The following is a 19,128-nucleotide window of genomic DNA, read 5'->3' on the forward strand; positions in this document are numbered from 1 at the left end:
CGAAACTGTATGAATAAACAGGAGTGTAACCAATTTAATCAGGTTTTGCACCTGCACCTTACCGTGTTTTGATAACCAGACGGTTACTCTGTTTCACTTCTTCCATCACTACGTAGGTACGGGTGTCGTTGACCCCCGGCAAACGCAGCAAGGTTTCACCCAACAGTTTGCGGTAAGCCGACATGTCCGGTACGCGGGTTTTCAACAGGTAGTCGAAATCGCCGGAAACCAGATGACACTCCTGAATTTCTTCAAGCTTCTGCACTGCCGAGTTGAATTGCTCAAACACATCCGGCGCGCCGCGGTTCAGCGTGATCTCCACGAAAACCAGCAGGGACGCATCCAGATAATGCGGGTTGAGCAATGCGGTATAGCCATGAATGAAACCCTGGCGCTCGAGACGGCGCACGCGTTCTAAACATGGTGTCGGGGATAACCCCACGCGCTTCGAAAGCTCGACGTTCGAAATACGCCCATCCTTCTGTAGCTCATTCAGGATGTTGCGGTCGATACGGTCAAGATCTTTACCCGGGCGTTTCTTGTTGTCTGCCATTATTATTGTCTCTCTTATTTTCTTCCGTGCACTTGCCACACCCTAGCCAACGTCAATGTGTAAGGGTTCGTTCCAAGCGAAGACCCGATGCCTGTCATATGCTTCTTCACTACCATCATTCCACGCCGCGCAGCCTGTCTGTCCAACCCCGCGCGACGCCGGTAACGACGTTTAGGTCGAGAAAAAATCTGCAAACGCTTGCGCGCCCTGCTCCGCACATCCACCGCGCATTGCCGCCTCGCGGCGCAAATACGTACGATTTGCTGGTGTTACGGGGATAATTTCTTCTTCCTATGATGTTTTCGCAAATGCGCAGCGGATTGTCAAAGTAAAAGAAGCAAAATCAGAACAACGTACCGTCACGAAAAGTCTGCATCCCATTTTTGGTTATGAATCGCTGGCAGATAAACCCCGGCAGGGAGCGGCTGAAGTCGCAGAATGCGCCGTTTTTGCGCGGTTGGCGATTCGGCGGCCGAATGCGGCTTTGATAAGGTAAATTTCTGCGTTCAGCGTACGATTTGCCGACAGCAGGTGCATTAATAGGCGACAACTATCATACAAATCGTTAACAACATCGCCCGGCGCTTTTTTTACTGCGCCATTTTCCCTACAATCGGTTCCATTGTCCGCCATTGTGGAATAAAGAGGTTATTCATGGGCACGGCTAAACATAGCAAATTACTGATTCTGGGCTCCGGCCCGGCCGGTTACACCGCCGCCGTTTACGCGGCGCGCGCCAACCTGAGCCCGGTGCTGATCACCGGTATGGAACAAGGCGGCCAGCTGACCACCACCACCGAAGTGGAAAACTGGCCGGGCGACGCCGAAGGCCTGACCGGCCCGGCGCTGATGGAGCGCATGCGCGAGCATGCGGAGAAGTTCCAGACTGAAATCGTCTTCGATCACATCAACAGCGTCGATCTGCAGCAGCGTCCGTTCCGCCTGTTCGGCGACAGCGGTGAATACAGCTGCGACGCGCTGATCATTGCGACCGGCGCCTCCGCCCGCTACCTTGGCCTGCCTTCCGAAGACGCGTTCAAGGGCAAAGGCGTTTCCGCCTGTGCGACCTGCGACGGTTTCTTCTACCGCAACCAGAAAGTCGCCGTGGTCGGCGGCGGCAACACCGCCGTTGAAGAAGCGCTGTACCTGTCCAATATCGCCGCCGAGGTTCACCTGATCCACCGCCGCGACAGCTTCCGTTCGGAGAAGATCCTGATCAACCGGCTGATGGAAAAAGTGAAAAGCGGCAACATCGTGCTGCACACCGACCATACGCTGGACGAAGTGCTGGGCGATGAAATGGGCGTGACCGGCGTGCGTATCCGCAGTACCAAAGCGGAAAACGAAACCCGCGAACTGGAACTGGCCGGCGTGTTCATCGCCATCGGCCACAGCCCGAACACCGGCATCTTCGGCGGCCAGCTGGAGCTGGAAAACGGCTACATCAAGGTGCAGTCCGGCATTCACGGCAATGCGACCCAAACCACCATCCCCGGCGTTTTCGCCGCAGGCGACGTGATGGATCACATTTACCGCCAGGCGATCACCTCCGCCGGCACCGGCTGTATGGCGGCGCTGGACGCAGAGCGTTACCTGGACGGCATCGCCGGCGCAGAAGTCTGCTAAGACTTTCTCGCCACCAGCAAAAAGCGGCTCTCGAGCCGCTTTTTTTGTCTTCGCTCCTCAAGAGGATGCACGCCGATGCATAATCTTCTTCACTGGCGCCTGCTGGTTGCCGTCGCCGACAGCGGCACCATCACTCAGGCTGCCGCGCTCTGCGGTATGACGCAGTCTGCCGCCAGCCAGGCCATCGCTCAACTGGAGACAATGCTGAGCACCCGGCTTTTGGTTCGCCAACCGCACAATGTCGTCTTGACCCAAAGCGGCCTACAGATCGTCACCCATGCCCGCACGATGTTGGAAGCACTGCGAGCCATTCAGCAGTGTGCGCAACAAGCCGGCAACGCACACGCGGGCAAAATACGCCTGGCCAGTTTCCCGTCGGCATTCAGCAAGCTGTTGCCGCCGCTGCTGCGCAAATTTCGCCGTCTGTACCCCGACATTGAGCTGATTACGCTCGAGGGCACCGATCACGAAGTGGAGAGCTGGTTAACATCGGCAGCGGCAGACATCGGCGTGGTGCTCAATCCGGCGCCGGAGCGGCAGTGCTTCCCTTTGGGAGAGGATGCCTGGCTGGCGGTCGTGCCCAGCGCGCATCCGCTGGCGCGAGCGCGGCGGCCGGTGGCGCTGGATGCCCTGTTCCGGCTGCCTTTTATCCTGGCGACCGGCGGGTGCGATCTCAATGCGCAAAGCTTGGCGCAGCAGTCGGGCCTGGCGCTGGCCGATATCCGCGCCACCGTCAGCGATTGGCAAACGGCATTGACGCTGGTCAGGGAAGGCACGGGCGTCGCGCTGATGCCCGCGTCCGTGATCCCGCCCGACGCGCTTGGGGTTTGCGCTCTGCCGCTCGTTGCGCCGATTTATCGCCGTTTCGGCCTCGCGTGCTCATCCGAGGCGGCGGCCCGGCTCCCCGTCCAAACCCTGCTGAGTTACCTGCGAGAACAGGAGCAAACTCTGGCCAGTCGCTGAGCTAATAGCGGCTTTCTGAAATTTCCATTTTCCCGCCGGTGCCCGCGTCGGCATGCTGTGGCAAGCGTTCTCATTGACCCACAAGGAAATAGCATGAAGCTGTATTTTGCTCCCGATGCCTGCTCGCTTGCCCCACATATCGTCCTGCGCGAATTAGCGCTCCCCTTCACCCTGATCAGGGTGAACAATCGCAGCAAGCGCTGCGCCGACGGTGAGGATTTCTATCGCATCAACCCCAAAGGTTACGTCGCCGCCCTGCAACTGGGCGATGGCAATGTGATCACCGAAGGCTCCGCTATCGTTCAATACCTCGCCGACCTGCGCCCAGAGCGCCGGCTGGCGCCGCCACCGACGGCCTTTGAGCGGGTACGGCTGCAGGAATGGCTTAATTTCATCACCAGCGAGATCCATGCCGGCGCCGCCCCTTTATTCAATGACGCCCTGCCCGACGGCGCCAAGGCGTTGCTGCGCGACAAGTTGAGGCGGCGATTGGGTTATATCGCGCAAGCTTTGGCACCACAAACTTATCTGCTGGGAACGCATTTCAGCGTCGCAGACGCTTATCTATTTACCGTGTTGCGCTGGATGGCGCGCTTCGAGATTTCGCTGAGCGAGTGGCCGCCGCTCCAGCATTATGTGGCGCGGATCGCAGAGCGAGCGTCGGTGTGCGCCGCTCTGGAAGCCGAGGCCGCGAGTGAGGAAGTCAAATAGTCGGTAACGCGTCTGTTATAGCCACATTTGGCCGCTTTATTATTTTCAGTCTGCCGGGTGACGAGGTAACATGGGACCTCGCTTGTTTGCCGCCGATTGCGCCAAACACTATTATTTAACAGTACGTTAACCCAGCCCGTAACAAACGGGCGCCGGCGATGCAGACGCATATCTGATGAAAAAAACCAGACAGCAACAGTTAACCCGTTGGCTTAAAACCCAGAGTTCGTTAGCGCAGCGTTGGCTGCGCCTTTCCATGCTGTTGGGGCTGTTCAGCGGCCTGCTGATCGTGGCGCAGGCCTGGCTGCTGGCCAGCCTGCTGCACGCCCTGATCATCGAACATACCCCGCGCGAACAGCTGATCCCTTCGTTTATCTGGCTGGCCGCCGCGTTCGCGCTGCGGGCGCTGTTAAGCTGGCTGCGGGAACGGATTGGTTTCCTGTGTGGGCAGGTGATCCGCCAGCGCATGCGCCAACAGGTGCTGGATAAGCTGCAGCAGCTCGGCCCGGCCTGGATCCAGGGCAAACCGGCGGGCAGCTGGGCCAGCATCATCGTCGAACAGATCGAGGATATGCAGGACTATTACTCGCGCTATCTGCCGCAGATGTATCTGGCGGTTTTCATCCCGCTGCTGATTTTGATCGCCGTCTTCCCGATCAATTGGGCCGCGGGCATCATTCTGCTGGCAACCGCGCCGCTGATCCCGCTGTTTATGGCGCTGGTCGGCATGGGAGCCGCCGACGCCAACCGCCGCAACTTCGTGGCGCTGGCGCGCTTGAGCGGCAACTTCCTCGACCGCCTGCGCGGCCTGGACACCCTGCGGCTGTTCGACCGCGCGCAGGCCGAAACCGCGCAGATCGCCAAATCCTCCGAAGACTTCCGCAGCCGCACCATGGAAGTGCTGCGCCTGGCCTTCCTCTCTTCCGGCGTGCTGGAGTTCTTCGCCTCGATCTCCATCGCCGTGGTGGCGGTGTACTTCGGCTTTTCCTACCTCGGTGAACTCAACTTCGGCAGCTACGGCCTCGGCGTGACGCTGTTTTCCGGTTTTCTGGTGTTGATTCTGGCACCGGAGTTTTTCCAACCGCTGCGCGATCTCGGCACCTTCTACCATGCCAAAGCGCAGGCGATCGGCGCGGCGGAAGCGCTGGAAACCTTCCTCAGCGCCGAAGGCGAGCAGATGGGCAACGGCACGCGGCAACTGCCCGCCGATCAACCGCTGACGCTGCAGGCGAACGCGTTGGAAATCCTGTCGCCGAACGGCGTACTGCTGGCCGGGCCGCTGAGCTTCACCCTGCAACCGCAGCAGCGCGTGGCGCTGGTCGGGCTGAGCGGCGCCGGTAAAAGCTCGCTGCTGAATCTGCTGCTCGGCTTCCTGCCCTATCGCGGGTCGTTGACCGTCAACGGCATTGAGCTGCGTGAACTGTCCGCCGAAACCTGGCGCCAGCAGCTGAGCTGGGTCGGCCAGAACCCGCATCTGCCGGCGCAAACCCTGCGCGCCAATATTCTGCTGGGCTGCCCGCAGGCCGACGAAGCGCAGCTGCAGCAGGCGGTGGAACTCGCCTACGTCAGCGAACTGCTCCCTTATCTGCCGCAGGGGCTCGACACCGAAGTGGGCGACAACGCCGCTCGCCTGTCGGTCGGCCAGGCGCAGCGCGTGGCGGTCGCCCGGGCGCTGATCGGTCCGCGCCGCCTGCTGCTGCTGGATGAACCGGCCGCCAGCCTCGATGCCCACAGCGAACAGCGGGTGATGCAGGCGTTGAATGCCGCTTCGCATCAGCAAACCACCCTGCTGGTAACGCACCAGTTGGAAGACACCGAAGACTACGATCAGATTTGGGTGATGGATAACGGGCGCATCGTGCAACAGGGCGATTACGCCACCCTCAGCGCCCAGCCGGGCCTGTTTGCCACTCTGATCGCCCATCGCCGCGGGGAGCTTTAATCATGCGCGTTTTGCTGCCGTTTTTAGCGTTGTATCGCCGCCATAGCCTGCTGATTAGCCTGGGCATCCTTTTAGCGATCGTCACTCTGCTGGCCAGCATCGGCCTGCTGGCGCTCTCCGGCTGGTTCCTGGCCGCCTCGTCGCTGGCCGGATTGGCGGGCCTGTTGACCTTCAACTACATGCTGCCGGCCGCCGGCGTGCGCGGCGCGGCGATCTTCCGCACCGCCGGGCGCTACGCCGAGCGCGTCGTCAGCCACGACGCCACCTTCCGCGTGCTGTCGCATCTGCGGGTATTCACCTTCAGCAAGATCCTGCCGCTGACGCCGGGCGGCATCGCCCGTTTCCGCCAGGCCGATCTGCTCAATCGCCTGGTGGCGGACGTGGACACGCTGGATCATCTTTATCTGCGGGTGATCTCGCCGCTGATCAGCGCAGCGGTGGTGATCCTGGTGGTCACCTATGGCCTGAGCTGGCTCGATCCTGCGCTCGCCCTGACGCTGGGCGGCATTCTGTTGCTGCTGTTGCTGTTGGTGCCGCCGGTGTTCTATCGCGCCGGCAAACCGATCGGCGGCCAACTCACCGCGCTGCGCGGCCAATACCGTACCGACCTGACCGCCTGGCTACAGGGGCAGGCAGAGCTGGTGGTATTCGGTGCCGTCAACGATTTCCGCCAGACGCTGAACGCCACCGAACAGCGGTGGCAACGCCGCCAGTGGCAGCAGGCCTCGCTGAGCGGCAAGGCGCAGGCGTTGATGATCCTCGCCAGCGGGCTGACGGTGACGCTGCTGCTGTGGCTGACCGCCGCAGGCATCGGCGGCGATACCCAGCCCGGCGCGCTGATCGCGCTGTTTGTCTTCGCCGCGCTGGCGTCGTTCGAAGCGCTGATGCCGGTCGCCGGTGCCTTCCAGCACCTCGGCCAGGTGATCGCCTCCGCAACGCGGGTCAAACAGATCATCGATCGTCAGCCGGAGGTCACCTTCCCGGCGGCCGGCCCGGCCGCCGCCGATCGGGCTCAGCTTAGCCTGCGGCAGCTGAGTTTCACCTACCCCGACCAGCCGCAGCCGGTGCTGCGCGACGTCACGCTCGAGGTGGCGGCCGGCGAACACATTGCCTTGCTCGGCCGCACCGGCTGCGGCAAGTCCACCCTGCTGCAGCTGCTGACCCGCGCCTGGCGCACCGACGGCGGCAACATTCTGCTCAACGGCGAACCGCTGGAGGAATATGATGAAACCACGCTGCGTCGAATGACCACGGTCGTCAGCCAGCGGGTGCATATCTTCAGCGATACGCTGCGGGAAAACCTGCGGCTGGCTGCGCCGGACGCCGACGATGCTCGCCTGAGTGACGTGCTGCAGCAGGTGGGGCTCGGCAAATTGCTGGGCAGCGACGGCGGGCTGAACGCCTGGCTCGGCGAAGGCGGCCGGCAGCTCTCCGGCGGCGAACAGCGCCGTCTGGGCATCGCCCGCGCGCTGCTGCACCCAGCCCCGCTGCTGCTGCTCGACGAACCGACCGAAGGGCTGGACGCCGAAACCGAGCAGCAGATCCTGGCGCTGCTGCGCCGGCATTGTCAGGGCAAAACGCTGATCCTGGTGACGCACCGTCTGTACGGCCTGGAACATCTCGACCGCATTTGCGTGATGGACGACGGCCGGATTGTCGAACAGGGCGATCACGCCACCCTGATGCGCCGGCAGGGCCGCTATGCCCGCTTTCGCAACCGTATCAGCAACCTGGCGCCGTAATCGGCCCGTAGAGGACGCAGAGAGCCTGTATGCGCATCGTTAAACTTTCCCCCCAGTCGCTGGCGTTTCCCTCGCCTGAGGGCGCCCTGCGCGACCCTAACGGCCTGCTGGCTATCGGCGGCGACCTGACGGCGCCGCGGCTGCTGGCGGCCTACGAGCGCGGCATCTTCCCCTGGTACTCGCCGGGGGAAGCGATTCTGTGGTGGTCACCCGATCCGCGTGCGGTGCTGTTCCCGACAGAGTTTCATCTCAACCGCAGCCTGAAACGCTTTTTGCGTCACGATCCGTTTCACATCACGCTCAATCACGACTTCGCCTCGGTGATCGCCGCCTGCGCCCACCGGCCGGATGAAGGCACCTGGATCGGCCCGGAGGTACAGCGCGCCTATCAGCATCTGCACCGCCTCGGCTATGCGCACTCGGTGGAGGTGTGGCAGGATGATCAACTGGTCGGCGGCATGTACGGCGTGGCGCAGGGCGCGTTGTTCTGCGGCGAATCGATGTTCAGCCGCGTCACCAACGCCTCAAAATGCGCATTGATGGCCTTTTGCCGCCATTTTGCCGCTTATGGCGGGGAATTGATTGACTGCCAGGTGCTGAACGCTCACACTGCCCGCCTTGGCGCGCGTGAAATTCCGCGCCGTCAATTTTTGCAGCAGCTCAGCACCCTTCAACGGCGGCCTTTGGCGCCGGCGTGCTGGGCGCCGCAAGTCATATCCCCACAGCCGGCTGAACCGCCCTCTCCAGTAAACTAATTGGTGGAAACGGTGCAATGTTCACCGACACATCTTTACATAATGGGGGTTTTTCGGCATTATCTTGCCGGTTAAAAACTAAGGTAGTTAGACCTAGAGGATTCGATGGCCAAAGAAGACAATATTGAAATGCAGGGCACCGTTCTTGATACGCTGCCGAACACCATGTTCCGCGTTGAATTGGAAAACGGGCACGTGGTAACCGCACACATCTCCGGTAAAATGCGTAAAAACTATATCCGCATCCTGACGGGCGACAAAGTCACTGTAGAGCTGACCCCGTACGACCTGAGCAAAGGCCGCATTGTCTTCCGTAGCCGTTAATCGGCTCACCGCGCGCCACACGCTGGCGGCATCGAGGATGTAATCCCTCGGGAGCCCTTTCCGTTTACCCCCGCAGCGACGTTACACAACGGGTTGCAGGTGCGCAGGTAAACTGAGAGGGCTCACTCGTTTCTGTTGTACGGTGAATCTCACCCATAAAAAAAGCGATGCCGAAGCATCGCTTTTTCTTTGCCTGAAGGCGGCCTTAGTGCACCGCGCCCTCGTCCGCCTTGCGTTTGGCGGCGCTGAGGAAGTGATAGGTCAGCTGTTTCTTGTCCTTGTCCAACTCGACCTTCACGGAACCGCCGTCCACCAGCGAGCCGAACAGCAGTTCGTTGGCCAACGGTTTCTTCAGGTTCTCCTGCATGACGCGCGCCATCGGGCGAGCCCCCATCGCACGGTCGTAGCCCTTCACCGACAGCCAGTCGCGCGCTTCGTCGCTCACTTCCAGCGAGACGCCCTTCGCATCCAGCTGCGCCTGCAGTTCGACGATGAACTTGTCGACCACCTGCTGGATCACCTCGGTAGACAGATGGTTGAACCAGATGATGTTGTCCAGACGGTTGCGGAACTCCGGCGTAAACACCTTCTTGATCTCTTCCATCGCGTCGGTGCTGTTGTCCTGCTGCACCAGGCCGATCGATTTGCGTTCGGTTTCCCGCACCCCGGCGTTGGTGGTCATCACCAGGATCACGTTGCGGAAGTCCGCCTTGCGGCCGTTGTTGTCGGTCAGCGTCCCGTTGTCCATCACCTGCAGCAGCAGGTTGAACACGTCCGGATGCGCCTTCTCGATCTCATCGAGCAGCACCACCGCATGCGGATGCTTGATCACCGCATCGGTCAGCAGCCCGCCCTGATCGTAACCGACATAGCCCGGAGGCGCGCCGATCAGACGGCTGACGGTATGCCGCTCCATGTACTCGGACATGTCGAAACGCAGCAGCTCGATATCCATCGCCTTGGCCAACTGTACGGTGACCTCGGTTTTCCCGACCCCGGTCGGCCCGGCGAACAGGAAGGAACCGACCGGCTTGCGCTCGTGGCCCAGACCGGCGCGGCTCATCTTGATGGCTTCCGTCAACGCTTCGATCGCCTGATCCTGGCCGAACACCAGCATCTTCAAGCGATCGCCCAGGTTTCTCAGCACGTCGCGATCGCTGGCCGACACGGTTTTCTCCGGGATGCGAGCGATGCGCGCCACCACGGATTCGATATCGGCCACGTTGACGGTTTTCTTGCGCTTGCTGGCCGGCATCAACCGGCTGCGGGCGCCCGCCTCGTCGATCACGTCGATCGCCTTGTCCGGCAGATGACGATCGTTGATGTATTTCACCGACAGCTCCACCGCGGCGCGGATCGCCTTGGCGGTATAACGCACGTCGTGGTGCGCTTCATACTTGGTCTTCAGGCCGTTGATGATCTGAACGGTCTCTTCCGCCGTCGGCTCGGTGATATCGATCTTCTGGAAACGGCGCGCCAGAGCGCGATCCTTTTCGAAGATGTTGCTGAACTCCTGGTAGGTGGTCGAGCCGATCACCCGGATTTTTCCGCTCGACAGCAGCGGTTTGATCAGGTTGGCGGCATCCACCTGCCCACCGGAAGCCGCGCCGGCGCCGATGATGGTGTGAATTTCATCGATGAACAGGATGCTGTTCTGATCCTGCTCCAGCTGCTTGAGCAGCGCTTTGAAGCGCTTCTCGAAGTCGCCGCGGTATTTGGTGCCGGCCAGCAGTGAGCCGATATCCAGCGAATACAGCGTGCAGTCCGCCATCACTTCCGGCACGTCGCCCTGCACGATACGCCAGGCCAGCCCTTCGGCGATGGCGGTCTTGCCGACGCCGGATTCGCCGACCAGCAGCGGGTTGTTTTTACGACGGCGGCACAGCACCTGAATCGCGCGCTCCAGCTCACGATCGCGGCCGATCAACGGATCGATGCCGCCCACACGGGCCAACTGATTGAGGTTGGTGGTGAAGTTTTCCATACGGTCTTCCCCTCCGGACTGCTCTTCGTTCACCGGGTTTTCCGCATTCGGCGCTTGGCCCGGCTCGTCTTTACGCGTGCCATGTGAAATGAAGTTCACCACGTCGAGACGGCTGACGTCGTGTTTGCGCAGCAGATAGGCCGCCTGCGATTCCTGCTCGCTGAAGATGGCCACCAACACGTTGGCGCCGGACACTTCGCTGCGGCCGGAAGATTGCACATGGAAGACCGCGCGCTGCAGCACGCGCTGGAAGCTGAGCGTCGGCTGAGTGTCGCGCTCTTCTTCGCCGGCGGGCAGCGTCGGTGTGGTTTGTTCGATGAAGGCTTCCAGCTCCTGGCGCAACGCGGCCAGATCCACCGTACATGCCTCAAGCGCTTCTCGCGCGGCAGGGTTGCTCAGCAACGCCAGCAACAGGTGCTCCACGGTCATAAACTCGTGTCTGTGCTCACGCGCCCTGGCGAAAGCCATGTTGAGACTGAGTTCCAGTTCTTGATTGAGCATAAGCACCTCCCCAATAGATTGCCTTATTCAGGCTTTTTCCAGCGTACAAAGCAACGGATGCTCGTTCTCCCTTGCGTACCGGTTCACATGGACGACTTTGGTTTCCGCCACCTCGGCGGTAAAAACACCACAGATCGCCTTGCCTTGATAGTGGACCGTGAGCATCAGTTGCGTTGCGCGTTCAATATCATAAGAAAAGAACTTTTGCAGAACGTCAATCACAAATTCCATCGGTGTGTAATCGTCGTTGTTAAGTATAACTTTATACATAGACGGCGGTTTTACCGCATCGATTTGTTTTTCTTCGGCCAAGTGTTCAAAGTTTAGCCAGTCGTTGTTATTGCCCATCGCTGCTCATCTTCTCTGCTCTGCCCTCTTATATGGGGACAGGTTTCGGTTATTCAAAGTGGGGATAGTTACTATTTTATCATCTTCGGCATCGTCCCGCCGCACTGTAACGTGCGCAAAAAAACGGGCCAATTGTGACTGAATCGTGGCAATAGCGTTACCTGCTTCAAACTTTGGTGAACTGCTCCCCGCCGACAAAAGCCGATCGCTTGACGCCCCGATCATTTGCTCTAGAGTGTAAATTCGTGGCTGGTGGTCTTTTAACCACCCCTTGCCCACCCTGCTACTCGCCCACGGCGAGTGCGAAATCAGTTATTCATCTCACTTAAAATAGCGTTGCGAGGGATGTAAAAGCATGGAGACGGGTACTGTTAAATGGTTTAACAACGCCAAAGGGTTTGGCTTCATCTGCCCAGCCGGCGGTGGCGAAGATATTTTCGCGCATTATTCCACCATCAAGATGGATGGTTACAGAACGTTGAAGGCGGGCCAGCAGGTCAGCTTCGACGTGCATCAAGGGCCTAAAGGGAACCATGCCAGTCTTATTGTGCCGGTGGAAAGCGAGGCGCTGTCCTAAACGCTTCCGGCAGCGTCGCGCTGCACTGACCATGACTGCGATAAAAATGCCAGCCGCCGTGTGACTGGCATTTTTTATGCCTTTTACTTACTCGCGCGCCAGCGCATCGATAGGATTCAGCCGCGCGGCATTGCGCGCCGGCAGATAGCCGAACAACACGCCGATGCCGGTGGAACAGAGGAACGCGCTCAGCAACGCCGCCGGCGGGAAGCTGATCTGCCAGCCCGGCAACACCAGCTGCACCGCCAGCCCGATGGCAAACGACAGCGCAATCCCCAGCGCCCCCCCCACCAGACAAACCAATACCGCCTCGATCAGAAACTGCTGCAACACGTCGCCGGAACGTGCGCCCACCGCCATGCGAATGCCGATCTCGCGCGTGCGTTCGGTCACCGACACCAGCATGATGTTCATCACCCCGATGCCACCGACCACCAGCGAAATCACCGCTACCAGCGTCAGGAACAGCTGCAGCGTGCGGGTGGTTTTCTCGGCGGTTTGCACCAGGCTGTCCATGTTATAGGTGAAGAAGTCCTTCTTGCCATGGCGCAGCGTCAACAGGCGCGACAGCTGCTGTTCCGCTTCCTTACTGTCGTAGCCGTCGCGGATGCGCACGGTGATCGAGTCGAAATAATTGTTGCCCATCAGCCGGTTGGCCATGGTGCTGTAAGGCACCCATACGTTCAGCGTCTTGCTGCTGCCGAACATCGACTGCTTCTCCTTGGCCACGCCGACCACCGTCGCCGGCATGTTACCCACCAGGATCACCTCGCCCACCACGTTCTTCTGGTGCGGGAACAACCGCCGTTGGGTATTGGCGTCGATCACCACCGTCTGCGCCTGAGACTGCACCTGCAGCGGATCGATGCCGACGCCCTGGGTAAAGCTCATGCCGAACACGCGGAAGAACTGCTCGCTGACGCCGTTGACGTTGGCCGCCGCATCGATGTTGCCCAGCCGCAGCCGCATGCTGCTGCTGATGCTCGGCGACAGCGCGCTGATGTAAGGCTGTTCGCGCAACGCATCAAGATCGCCGTATTTCAACGATTGCCGGTAGGTCGGATCGTCGTCGCCGAAATCCTTGCCGGGATAGATGTCGATGGTGTTGGTGCCGATGGATTTGATGTCCGCCAGCACCATCTGCTTGGCGGCGTCGCCGATCACCAGGATCGATACCACCGAGGCGATGCCGATAATGATACCGAGCATGGTCAGCGCGGTGCGCATCTTGTTGGCCGCCATCGCGCGCCAGGCCATGACCAGCGCTTCGCGGAAGCGGCCCCCCACCTGCCGCCAGGAAGCCGCCGCGGCGGCCAGCGCCAGCGGCTCGGCCTGCGCATTCTCCTGCGGTGCCGGACGCGAATCGGCGATAATCTCACCGTCGCGGATCTCGATAATGCGCTCAGCCTGGCGCGCTACCGCCGGATCGTGAGTCACCAGAATCACCGTGTGGCCTTGGGCGCACAGCTGTTTGAGGATCGCCATCACCTCTTCGCCGGAATGGCTGTCGAGCGCGCCGGTCGGTTCATCCGCCAGGATCACCTGCCCGCCGTTCATCAGCGCGCGGGCGATGCTGACCCGCTGCTGCTGCCCGCCGGAAAGCTGGCTCGGCCGGTAGTTGACGCGCTCCCCCAGCCCCAGGCGCCGCAACAGCGCCTCCGCCCGTTCGCGCCGCGCCGCTTTTCCCAGCCCCGCGTACACCGCCGGCACTTCGACGTTGTGCGCCGCGCTCAGGTGCGGCAGCAGATGATAGCGCTGAAAGATAAAGCCGAAATGCTCACGCCGCAGCTGCGCCAGCGCATCGTCGCTCAGCGTCGCCACATCCTGCCCGGCCACCCGATACACGCCGGCGCTCGGCTTGTCCAGACAGCCGAGAATGTTCATCAGCGTCGATTTGCCGGAGCCGGAGGCCCCCATGATCGCCACCATTTCACCGGCGGCGATGCTCAGGCTGATCCCCTTCAGCACCTCCACCGTCTGCTCGCCGGAGCGGTAGCTGCGGCGAATGCCGCTCAGCTGCAACAACGCCGCCATCAGCCGGCCTCCACGCCGCCACGGCTGACGATCACCTCATCGCCCGCCTCGAGGCCGCTGAGGATCTGCACGTCGATATTGTTGCGCAGGCCGATAGCCACCTCGCGCTTCTCTTCCTTGCCCTGTTTCAGCACCGAGACATGGTAACGATTGTCGGCGATCTGATCGCCCAGCGCCGCCAGTGGGATCACCAGCGCCTGCTCGACGCCGGCCAGCTGAATATGCACCTGCGCCGTCATTTGCAAGCGCAACAGCCTTTCCGGGTTGGGCACTTCGAAACGCGCATAATAGAAGATGGCGTTGTTGACCTTTTCCGGCGTCGGCTGAATGTCTTTCAGCACGCCGTCGAAGCGCCGGGTCGGATCGCCCAGCACCGTGAACCAGGCCTTTTGACCCGGCTTGAGGTTAATGACGTCGGCCTCCGATACCTGGGCCTTCACCAGCATGGTGCCAAGATCCGCCAACGTCAGAATGTTCGGTGCCTGCTGCGCCGCGATCACCGTCTGGCCCTGCAGCGTGGTGATCTGCACCACGTCGCCATCCATCGGCGCTTCGATGCGGGTATAGGCCAGGTTGATCTTGGCGGTATCCAGGCTGGCCTGGTTCCGGGCGATCTGCGCATTGATGGTGCCCACCTGCGCTTTCTTCACCGCCAGCTGCGTCGCCGCCTGATCCAGATCCTGACGCGATACCGCCTGCAGTTTGGCCAACGCCTGGTTGCGCTGCAGCGTGACAGCCGCCAATTGCTGCTCGGCCTGTGCCTGCAGCAGTTGCGCATGCAGTTCGCGCAGCGTCGCCTCGCCTTCGCGAATGCTGTTCTGTGCCTGTTGCGGATCGATAACCCCCAGCAACTGGCCTTTTTTCACCTTGTCGCCGATCTCGACATACAGCTTTTCCAACTGCCCGCTAACCTGCGCGCCGACGTCGACCTTGCGCACCGCGTCCAGCTGGCCGGTCGCCAACACGTTCTGCTGCAGATCGCGTTTGCTGGCTTTCACCGTTTTGAAATCGGTTGGCGCCGGATGGCGAAAGTGCCAAACGGCCGCCGCGGCAATCGCCGCAATGACCGCCAGAACGAGTATCCAGCGGCGTTTATGTCCTTTAAACCCTGTCAAAATTGACCTGCCTGTGCTTGTGAATATCGGCCGCCCCTTGCGGCGGCGGAGCTAAATTAGCATGCAACGTAGGGAATAACTAAACCTTAGCTCAACACAATGTGGAGACACGCTTGGTTACAGTTCGGCATTGAACTCCCGTTTAGTGAAGCCTTGATGAAATAGCGCCATTCAACACAAGCCAAGGATTTCATCATGTCACAGCTCAGCTACCCACTCGCCTCCGCCCAGTCGCTTAACGGCTGGCAACTGATGACGGCGCTGATCAATGGCGAAATGGCGCCGAGCAATGCCTGGAAAAAAACCTCGTTTCGCCTGAAGTTTCTCGGCCGTTCGCTGCTCAACTGGCGCACCACCAGCGGCCTGCTCAACACCCTGGCCAGCAACCCGCTGCTGGAAGAGATCCTGAGCGCGCAGCCGAACCTGCCGTGCAAACTGCATCGCCCCTACCTGGCGGCCAACATGAGCAAGATCGAATGCCTGTTCGCCCTGCGCGATCATTACGATCTTATCGTACAGCGCATGCCGCTGAAGATGCGCCTCGGCCACCTCGGCCCGCAATCTTTCGTGTTGGCCAGCGCAATGGGCAAGAACGAAGCGCCGATCACGCTGGAACTGGCGGCGATCGACAAGCTGAATAAGGAAGGGGAAGCCACGCTGCTGCTGCGCAACGCCAACGGCGTGATGCTGGCGGAGATCACCTTTGCGCTGATGCATTATCAGCAGCAGCCGACGCTGTTCATCGGCGGCCTGCAGGGCGCCAACCATGAGGTGCCGCACGCAGAGATCCAGCACACCACCAAAGAGTGCCACGGCCTGTTCCCTAAACGGCTGGTGCTGGAAGGCATCTGCACGCTGGCGCGGCACCTCGGCATTCGCCAGGTCGTGGCGGTCGGCAACGCCACCCATATCTATCAAAACTGGCGTTACCAGAGTAAGAAGAAGGACAAGCTGCACGCCGATTACGATCAGTTCTGGCTGTCGATGGGCGCCAAACCGCTCGACAGCGGCTATTTCCTGCTGCCCGAACGTATCGCCCGCAAGCCGATCGAAGAGATTGCCAGCAAGAAGCGCGCCGAGTATCGCCGCCGTTATCAGCTGCTGGACGAGCTGGAACAGGGATTGGCGGCGCATTTCTGCGCCCGATAACGCCCGGCGGGCCGTCAGTCCGCCCGGCCGCGCGCCAGCCAGATCACCCGTGAGAACATTTTCTTCAGCAGCGGCGGCACCGAATCCGTGCCCCATTCGCCGGCCTGCATCGCGACCTCGATCGCCAGATCCGGCTTCGACGAGTGATGAACCGCTTTCAGGATCACCTTGCGCACCGGCATCTGCGCGTTGAGCGGCACCGACGCCATCCGGTGATAGACCGGGCCGAACCCTTCGCGGAACATGAAGTGCTCCATGTCCGGCGCCGGCAGCGCGGTCAGCCGATCGCGTTCGTTGTCTTCATGATTGTCCAGCAGGCTGCGTACGGTGTTGGCGTATTTTTTACCCGCCTCATCGCCGTCCACCAGCGCATGCCACTCGATGCCCATGCGGCGAGCGAAGCGCAACAGCGGCTTCAGGCCGCACTGGGCGAATTCGATGACCCTCACCCCTTCCGCCTCAAAATGGTAGCCGCATTGGCGCGCCAGCTCGTTCAGCAGCCACACTTCGGTCTCGCCTTCCACCAGCAGCCAGCAGCGGGCGAACAGCGACGACGGCCGATTGAAACGGATATGAAACGCGATACGCCGTCCGTCTTCGGCGCTCAGCCCGCGCGGCCCGAGACGATAGGTTGCGACCCGCCCCGACTCACGCACCAGCCGGCACACGTGCTCCACCGGCACCAGCGACACCAGTTCGCTGGAGTTGGTGGTGGTGATGCGCTGCAATGGCAGCTGATTGAGCAGCCCCCAGGCCACCGACAGCATGATCGGGTGCAGGCGAGTTTCCGGGTCCTCCACCAGCAGCAGCGGCCGGGCATGGGGATCCAGCTTGACGTCGCCCTTGGCCTGCAACAGGGTGGAAAACATCCCCAGCAGGATCAGACGCATGCTGCGGCTATTCGGTTCGGCCACCATGCGGTTGATGCCATCCAGCGCACGCCAGGCATCCTGCTCCGGTTCGCCGCCGCGACGGCGCGGCCGCGCCACCTGCGAACTCTGCTCGGCGAAGTAGTGCTCCAGCAACTGCTGCATGGCCGCCAGCCCCTGACGCAGCTCGCCGTTGGTCAGCTTCTGCGGATTGCGCACCAGCTCGCGCGTCAGCTGATCCAACTGCTGCGCCAGCGCTTGGGTATCGGGTTTGCGTTCATCCCCGAGGCTGCTGGGGCGCAGGCGGCGAATAAAGCGCGCGTCGCGCAGGCGCAGTACCGGGTGGTTGCGGATGATGGCGTGCGCCAGCTGTTCGATATGGTGCAGTTGAAAGGCATTGCCGTCTGCGTCGAGAAAACCGCGCCAGGTGCACACCGTGCCGTCGTCTTCCAGCTCGCCCTCGCAGCGGTAATGAATGCGGCTCAGGCCATCTTCGCCCTTTACCCACAGCGGCGTCAGGTGGCGATAGCGCGGCAGGTGCGCATGGCCGATGTCTTTTTCGCAGAAGGTGAACACCACCTGCAGGTGGCGCTCTTTGGCCGACTCTTCACCGGGGGGGAAATGGAAATCGTGCGCTTCAAACCGGTACAGCTTCTGCTCCGGCGCCAGCAACAGCGTCAGCGCATCCAGCAAGCTGGATTTACCCCAGGCGTTTTCACCGAGCAACAGCGTGTTGTCGTCCAGCATCAGGGACAGCCGGTTAATGCCGCGAAAACCTACAATTTCGATACGCTCCAAGAACATCCGCCGCCTCCCGTGCGCGCCGTCGCCTCTTCAATGAGGTGACCTTCACAGAGCATGGTCAAAAAACCCCTTGCAGGTCAAGCGGCCAACGTCAAATCTGCCGCTTTACTCCGGCCGGGCTTTTGGTTAGCGTGTGCTCCTCGCCGCCGTTCGGCGCGTTTCAAAACTCAAGGACACAAGCTGCACCATGTATTCAGGACTGTTGATTATTCTGTTACCGCTGATTGTCGGTTACCTCATTCCCTTACGCCATCGCCCACTGCTGGTGCTGATCAACCGGCTGCTCAGCTGGATGGTGTACGTGATCCTGTTTTTCATGGGTATCAGCCTGGCGTTTATGGAGGATCTCAGCAGCAACCTGGTGCTGATCTTCCAGTACAGCGCGGTGTTCTTCTTCTGTATTCTCTGCGCCAACCTGCTGTTGCTGGCGCTGCTGGAGCGGCGCATGCCGTGGCGCAGCAGCCATAAACAGGAAAAGTTGCCTTCACGCGTGCACATGGCGCTGGAGTCGCTCAAGCTGTGCGGCGTGGTGCTCGGCGGCTTCCTGCTCGGCCTGACGCAGTGGCAATGGCTGCAGTTCGCCCATAAAGGCAGCGAATATGCGCTGATCTTCCTGCTGTTGCTGGTCGGCATTCAGCTGCGTAACAGCGGCATGACGCTGCGCCAGATCGTGCTCAACCGCCGCGGCACGCTGGTGGCGCTGGTGGTGACCGTCGCGTCGCTGGCCGGCGGCGCGCTGGCGGCTCAGCTGCTGGGGCTGCCGGTCAAGGCCGGGCTGGCGATGGCCTCCGGCTTCGGCTGGTATTCGCTATCGGGTATTCTGATTACCGACGCCTACGGCCCGGTGATGGGCAGCGCCGCATTCTTCAACGATCTGGCGCGCGAGCTGGTGGCGATCATGCTGATCCCGACGCTGGTGCGCCGCAGCCGTTCCACCGCCCTCGGCCTGTGCGGCGCCACCTCGATGGACTTCACCCTGCCGGTGCTGCAGCGCAGCGGCGGGCTGGACATGGTGCCGCCCGCCATCGTACACGGCTTCCTGCTGAGCCTGCTGGCGCCGGTGCTGATCGCCCTGTTCTCCTGATCCTTTTCCCTGGGGGCCGGCCGGCCCCCAAAGCGTAATAATTCCCA

General features: G+C 61.2%; 16 protein-coding genes. 10 read left to right on the plus strand and 6 right to left on the minus strand.

Features of this window, described 5'->3' with window-relative positions:
- Nucleotides 1-58 precede the first annotated feature (58 nt).
- On the minus strand, nucleotides 59-553 hold the full coding sequence (gene lrp, locus ACUXAC_RS11130) for a leucine-responsive transcriptional regulator Lrp (protein ID WP_004928318.1): 495 nt from the start codon (nucleotides 551-553) through the stop codon (nucleotides 59-61).
- Nucleotides 554-1,207: 654 nt separating this feature from the next.
- Here lrp and trxB point away from each other — a divergent pair.
- From trxB to infA, 7 genes are all read left to right on the plus strand, one after another.
- A complete protein-coding gene (trxB, locus tag ACUXAC_RS11135) occupies nucleotides 1,208-2,179 on the plus strand; it encodes a thioredoxin-disulfide reductase (RefSeq protein ID WP_100396496.1) in 972 nt (323 codons plus the stop codon).
- Nucleotides 2,180-2,254: 75 nt separating this feature from the next.
- Nucleotides 2,255-3,142 (plus strand): LysR family transcriptional regulator, encoded by an 888-nt coding sequence (locus tag ACUXAC_RS11140; RefSeq protein WP_100396495.1) that lies wholly within the window; start codon nucleotides 2,255-2,257, stop codon nucleotides 3,140-3,142.
- 93 nt (nucleotides 3,143-3,235) lie between these two features.
- The gene (gene gstA / locus ACUXAC_RS11145) at nucleotides 3,236-3,853 is read left to right on the plus strand and encodes a glutathione transferase GstA (protein ID WP_454266659.1); all 618 of its coding nucleotides are present in this window, start codon (nucleotides 3,236-3,238) and stop codon (nucleotides 3,851-3,853) included.
- A 175-nt stretch (nucleotides 3,854-4,028) separates the two neighbouring features.
- Nucleotides 4,029-5,795 carry a heme ABC transporter permease/ATP-binding protein CydD gene (gene cydD, locus ACUXAC_RS11150; protein ID WP_060440290.1) on the plus strand — a complete coding sequence of 589 codons (1,767 nt, stop codon included), beginning with the start codon at nucleotides 4,029-4,031 and terminating at the stop codon, nucleotides 5,793-5,795.
- Between the two features lie 2 nt (nucleotides 5,796-5,797).
- A complete protein-coding gene (cydC, locus tag ACUXAC_RS11155; RefSeq protein ID WP_308381389.1) occupies nucleotides 5,798-7,537 on the plus strand; it encodes a heme ABC transporter ATP-binding protein/permease CydC in 1,740 nt (579 codons plus the stop codon).
- Nucleotides 7,538-7,566: 29 nt separating this feature from the next.
- Nucleotides 7,567-8,292 carry a leucyl/phenylalanyl-tRNA--protein transferase gene (aat, locus tag ACUXAC_RS11160; protein WP_454266660.1) on the plus strand — a complete coding sequence of 242 codons (726 nt, stop codon included), beginning with the start codon at nucleotides 7,567-7,569 and terminating at the stop codon, nucleotides 8,290-8,292.
- Nucleotides 8,293-8,397: 105 nt separating this feature from the next.
- Nucleotides 8,398-8,616, plus strand: coding sequence for a translation initiation factor IF-1 (gene infA, locus ACUXAC_RS11165; RefSeq protein WP_002211347.1), 219 nt, complete (start codon nucleotides 8,398-8,400; stop codon nucleotides 8,614-8,616).
- Nucleotides 8,617-8,821: 205 nt separating this feature from the next.
- Here infA and clpA read toward each other — a convergent pair whose 3' ends face one another.
- A complete protein-coding gene (gene clpA, locus ACUXAC_RS11170; protein WP_025302261.1) occupies nucleotides 8,822-11,101 on the minus strand; it encodes an ATP-dependent Clp protease ATP-binding subunit ClpA in 2,280 nt (759 codons plus the stop codon).
- A 27-nt stretch (nucleotides 11,102-11,128) separates the two neighbouring features.
- Nucleotides 11,129-11,449: an ATP-dependent Clp protease adapter ClpS gene (clpS, locus tag ACUXAC_RS11175; RefSeq protein WP_004928347.1), complete on the minus strand. Its 321-nt coding sequence runs from the start codon at nucleotides 11,447-11,449 to the stop codon at nucleotides 11,129-11,131.
- Nucleotides 11,450-11,804: 355 nt separating this feature from the next.
- Here clpS and cspD point away from each other — a divergent pair, with 355 nt between their 5' ends.
- Nucleotides 11,805-12,026 (plus strand): cold shock-like protein CspD, encoded by a 222-nt coding sequence (gene cspD / locus ACUXAC_RS11180; RefSeq protein ID WP_004928349.1) that lies wholly within the window; start codon nucleotides 11,805-11,807, stop codon nucleotides 12,024-12,026.
- 87 nt (nucleotides 12,027-12,113) lie between these two features.
- On the opposite strand, the gene macB is transcribed toward cspD, so the two are convergent.
- Nucleotides 12,114-14,060, minus strand: coding sequence for a macrolide ABC transporter ATP-binding protein/permease MacB (macB, locus tag ACUXAC_RS11185; RefSeq protein WP_454266661.1), 1,947 nt, complete (start codon nucleotides 14,058-14,060; stop codon nucleotides 12,114-12,116).
- Complete coding sequence (macA, locus tag ACUXAC_RS11190; protein ID WP_141969787.1) at nucleotides 14,060-15,175, minus strand: macrolide transporter subunit MacA; 1,116 nt, start codon at nucleotides 15,173-15,175, stop codon at nucleotides 14,060-14,062. The genes macB and macA overlap by 1 nt, the downstream gene beginning before the upstream one ends.
- Before the next feature lie 195 nt (nucleotides 15,176-15,370).
- Here macA and ACUXAC_RS11195 point away from each other — a divergent pair, with 195 nt between their 5' ends.
- Nucleotides 15,371-16,324 carry a VirK/YbjX family protein gene (locus tag ACUXAC_RS11195; RefSeq protein ID WP_141969789.1) on the plus strand — a complete coding sequence of 318 codons (954 nt, stop codon included), beginning with the start codon at nucleotides 15,371-15,373 and terminating at the stop codon, nucleotides 16,322-16,324.
- 14 nt (nucleotides 16,325-16,338) lie between these two features.
- Here the strand turns inward: ACUXAC_RS11195 and ACUXAC_RS11200 are convergent, their stop codons facing one another.
- Nucleotides 16,339-17,997, minus strand: a complete 1,659-nt coding sequence (locus ACUXAC_RS11200) for an ATP-dependent endonuclease (RefSeq protein WP_454266662.1) — start codon at nucleotides 17,995-17,997, stop codon at nucleotides 16,339-16,341.
- Nucleotides 17,998-18,184: 187 nt separating this feature from the next.
- Between ACUXAC_RS11200 and ACUXAC_RS11205 the strand changes: the two genes are divergently transcribed.
- Nucleotides 18,185-19,081 (plus strand): lysine exporter LysO family protein, encoded by an 897-nt coding sequence (locus ACUXAC_RS11205; RefSeq protein WP_004928363.1) that lies wholly within the window; start codon nucleotides 18,185-18,187, stop codon nucleotides 19,079-19,081.
- Nucleotides 19,082-19,128 lie beyond the last annotated feature (47 nt).

Source organism: Serratia sp. 121840015-1 (assembly GCF_053627655.1).

Bases quoted from the DNA above. Each gene is read 5' to 3' on its own strand.
- lrp (WP_004928318.1), bottom strand. From the start codon at position 553: ATGGCAGACAACAAGAAACGCCCGGGTAAAGATCTTGACCGTATCGAC.
- trxB (WP_100396496.1), top strand. From the start codon at position 1,208: ATGGGCACGGCTAAACATAGCAAATTACTGATTCTGGGCTCCGGCCCG.
- ACUXAC_RS11140 (WP_100396495.1), top strand. From the start codon at position 2,255: ATGCATAATCTTCTTCACTGGCGCCTGCTGGTTGCCGTCGCCGACAGC.
- gstA (WP_454266659.1), top strand. From the start codon at position 3,236: ATGAAGCTGTATTTTGCTCCCGATGCCTGCTCGCTTGCCCCACATATC.
- cydD (WP_060440290.1), top strand. From the start codon at position 4,029: ATGAAAAAAACCAGACAGCAACAGTTAACCCGTTGGCTTAAAACCCAG.
- cydC (WP_308381389.1), top strand. From the start codon at position 5,798: ATGCGCGTTTTGCTGCCGTTTTTAGCGTTGTATCGCCGCCATAGCCTG.
- aat (WP_454266660.1), top strand. From the start codon at position 7,567: ATGCGCATCGTTAAACTTTCCCCCCAGTCGCTGGCGTTTCCCTCGCCT.
- infA (WP_002211347.1), top strand. From the start codon at position 8,398: ATGGCCAAAGAAGACAATATTGAAATGCAGGGCACCGTTCTTGATACG.
- clpA (WP_025302261.1), bottom strand. From the start codon at position 11,101: ATGCTCAATCAAGAACTGGAACTCAGTCTCAACATGGCTTTCGCCAGG.
- clpS (WP_004928347.1), bottom strand. From the start codon at position 11,449: ATGGGCAATAACAACGACTGGCTAAACTTTGAACACTTGGCCGAAGAA.
- cspD (WP_004928349.1), top strand. From the start codon at position 11,805: ATGGAGACGGGTACTGTTAAATGGTTTAACAACGCCAAAGGGTTTGGC.
- macB (WP_454266661.1), bottom strand. From the start codon at position 14,060: ATGGCGGCGTTGTTGCAGCTGAGCGGCATTCGCCGCAGCTACCGCTCC.
- ACUXAC_RS11195 (WP_141969789.1), top strand. From the start codon at position 15,371: ATGTCACAGCTCAGCTACCCACTCGCCTCCGCCCAGTCGCTTAACGGC.
- ACUXAC_RS11200 (WP_454266662.1), bottom strand. From the start codon at position 17,997: ATGTTCTTGGAGCGTATCGAAATTGTAGGTTTTCGCGGCATTAACCGG.
- ACUXAC_RS11205 (WP_004928363.1), top strand. From the start codon at position 18,185: ATGTATTCAGGACTGTTGATTATTCTGTTACCGCTGATTGTCGGTTAC.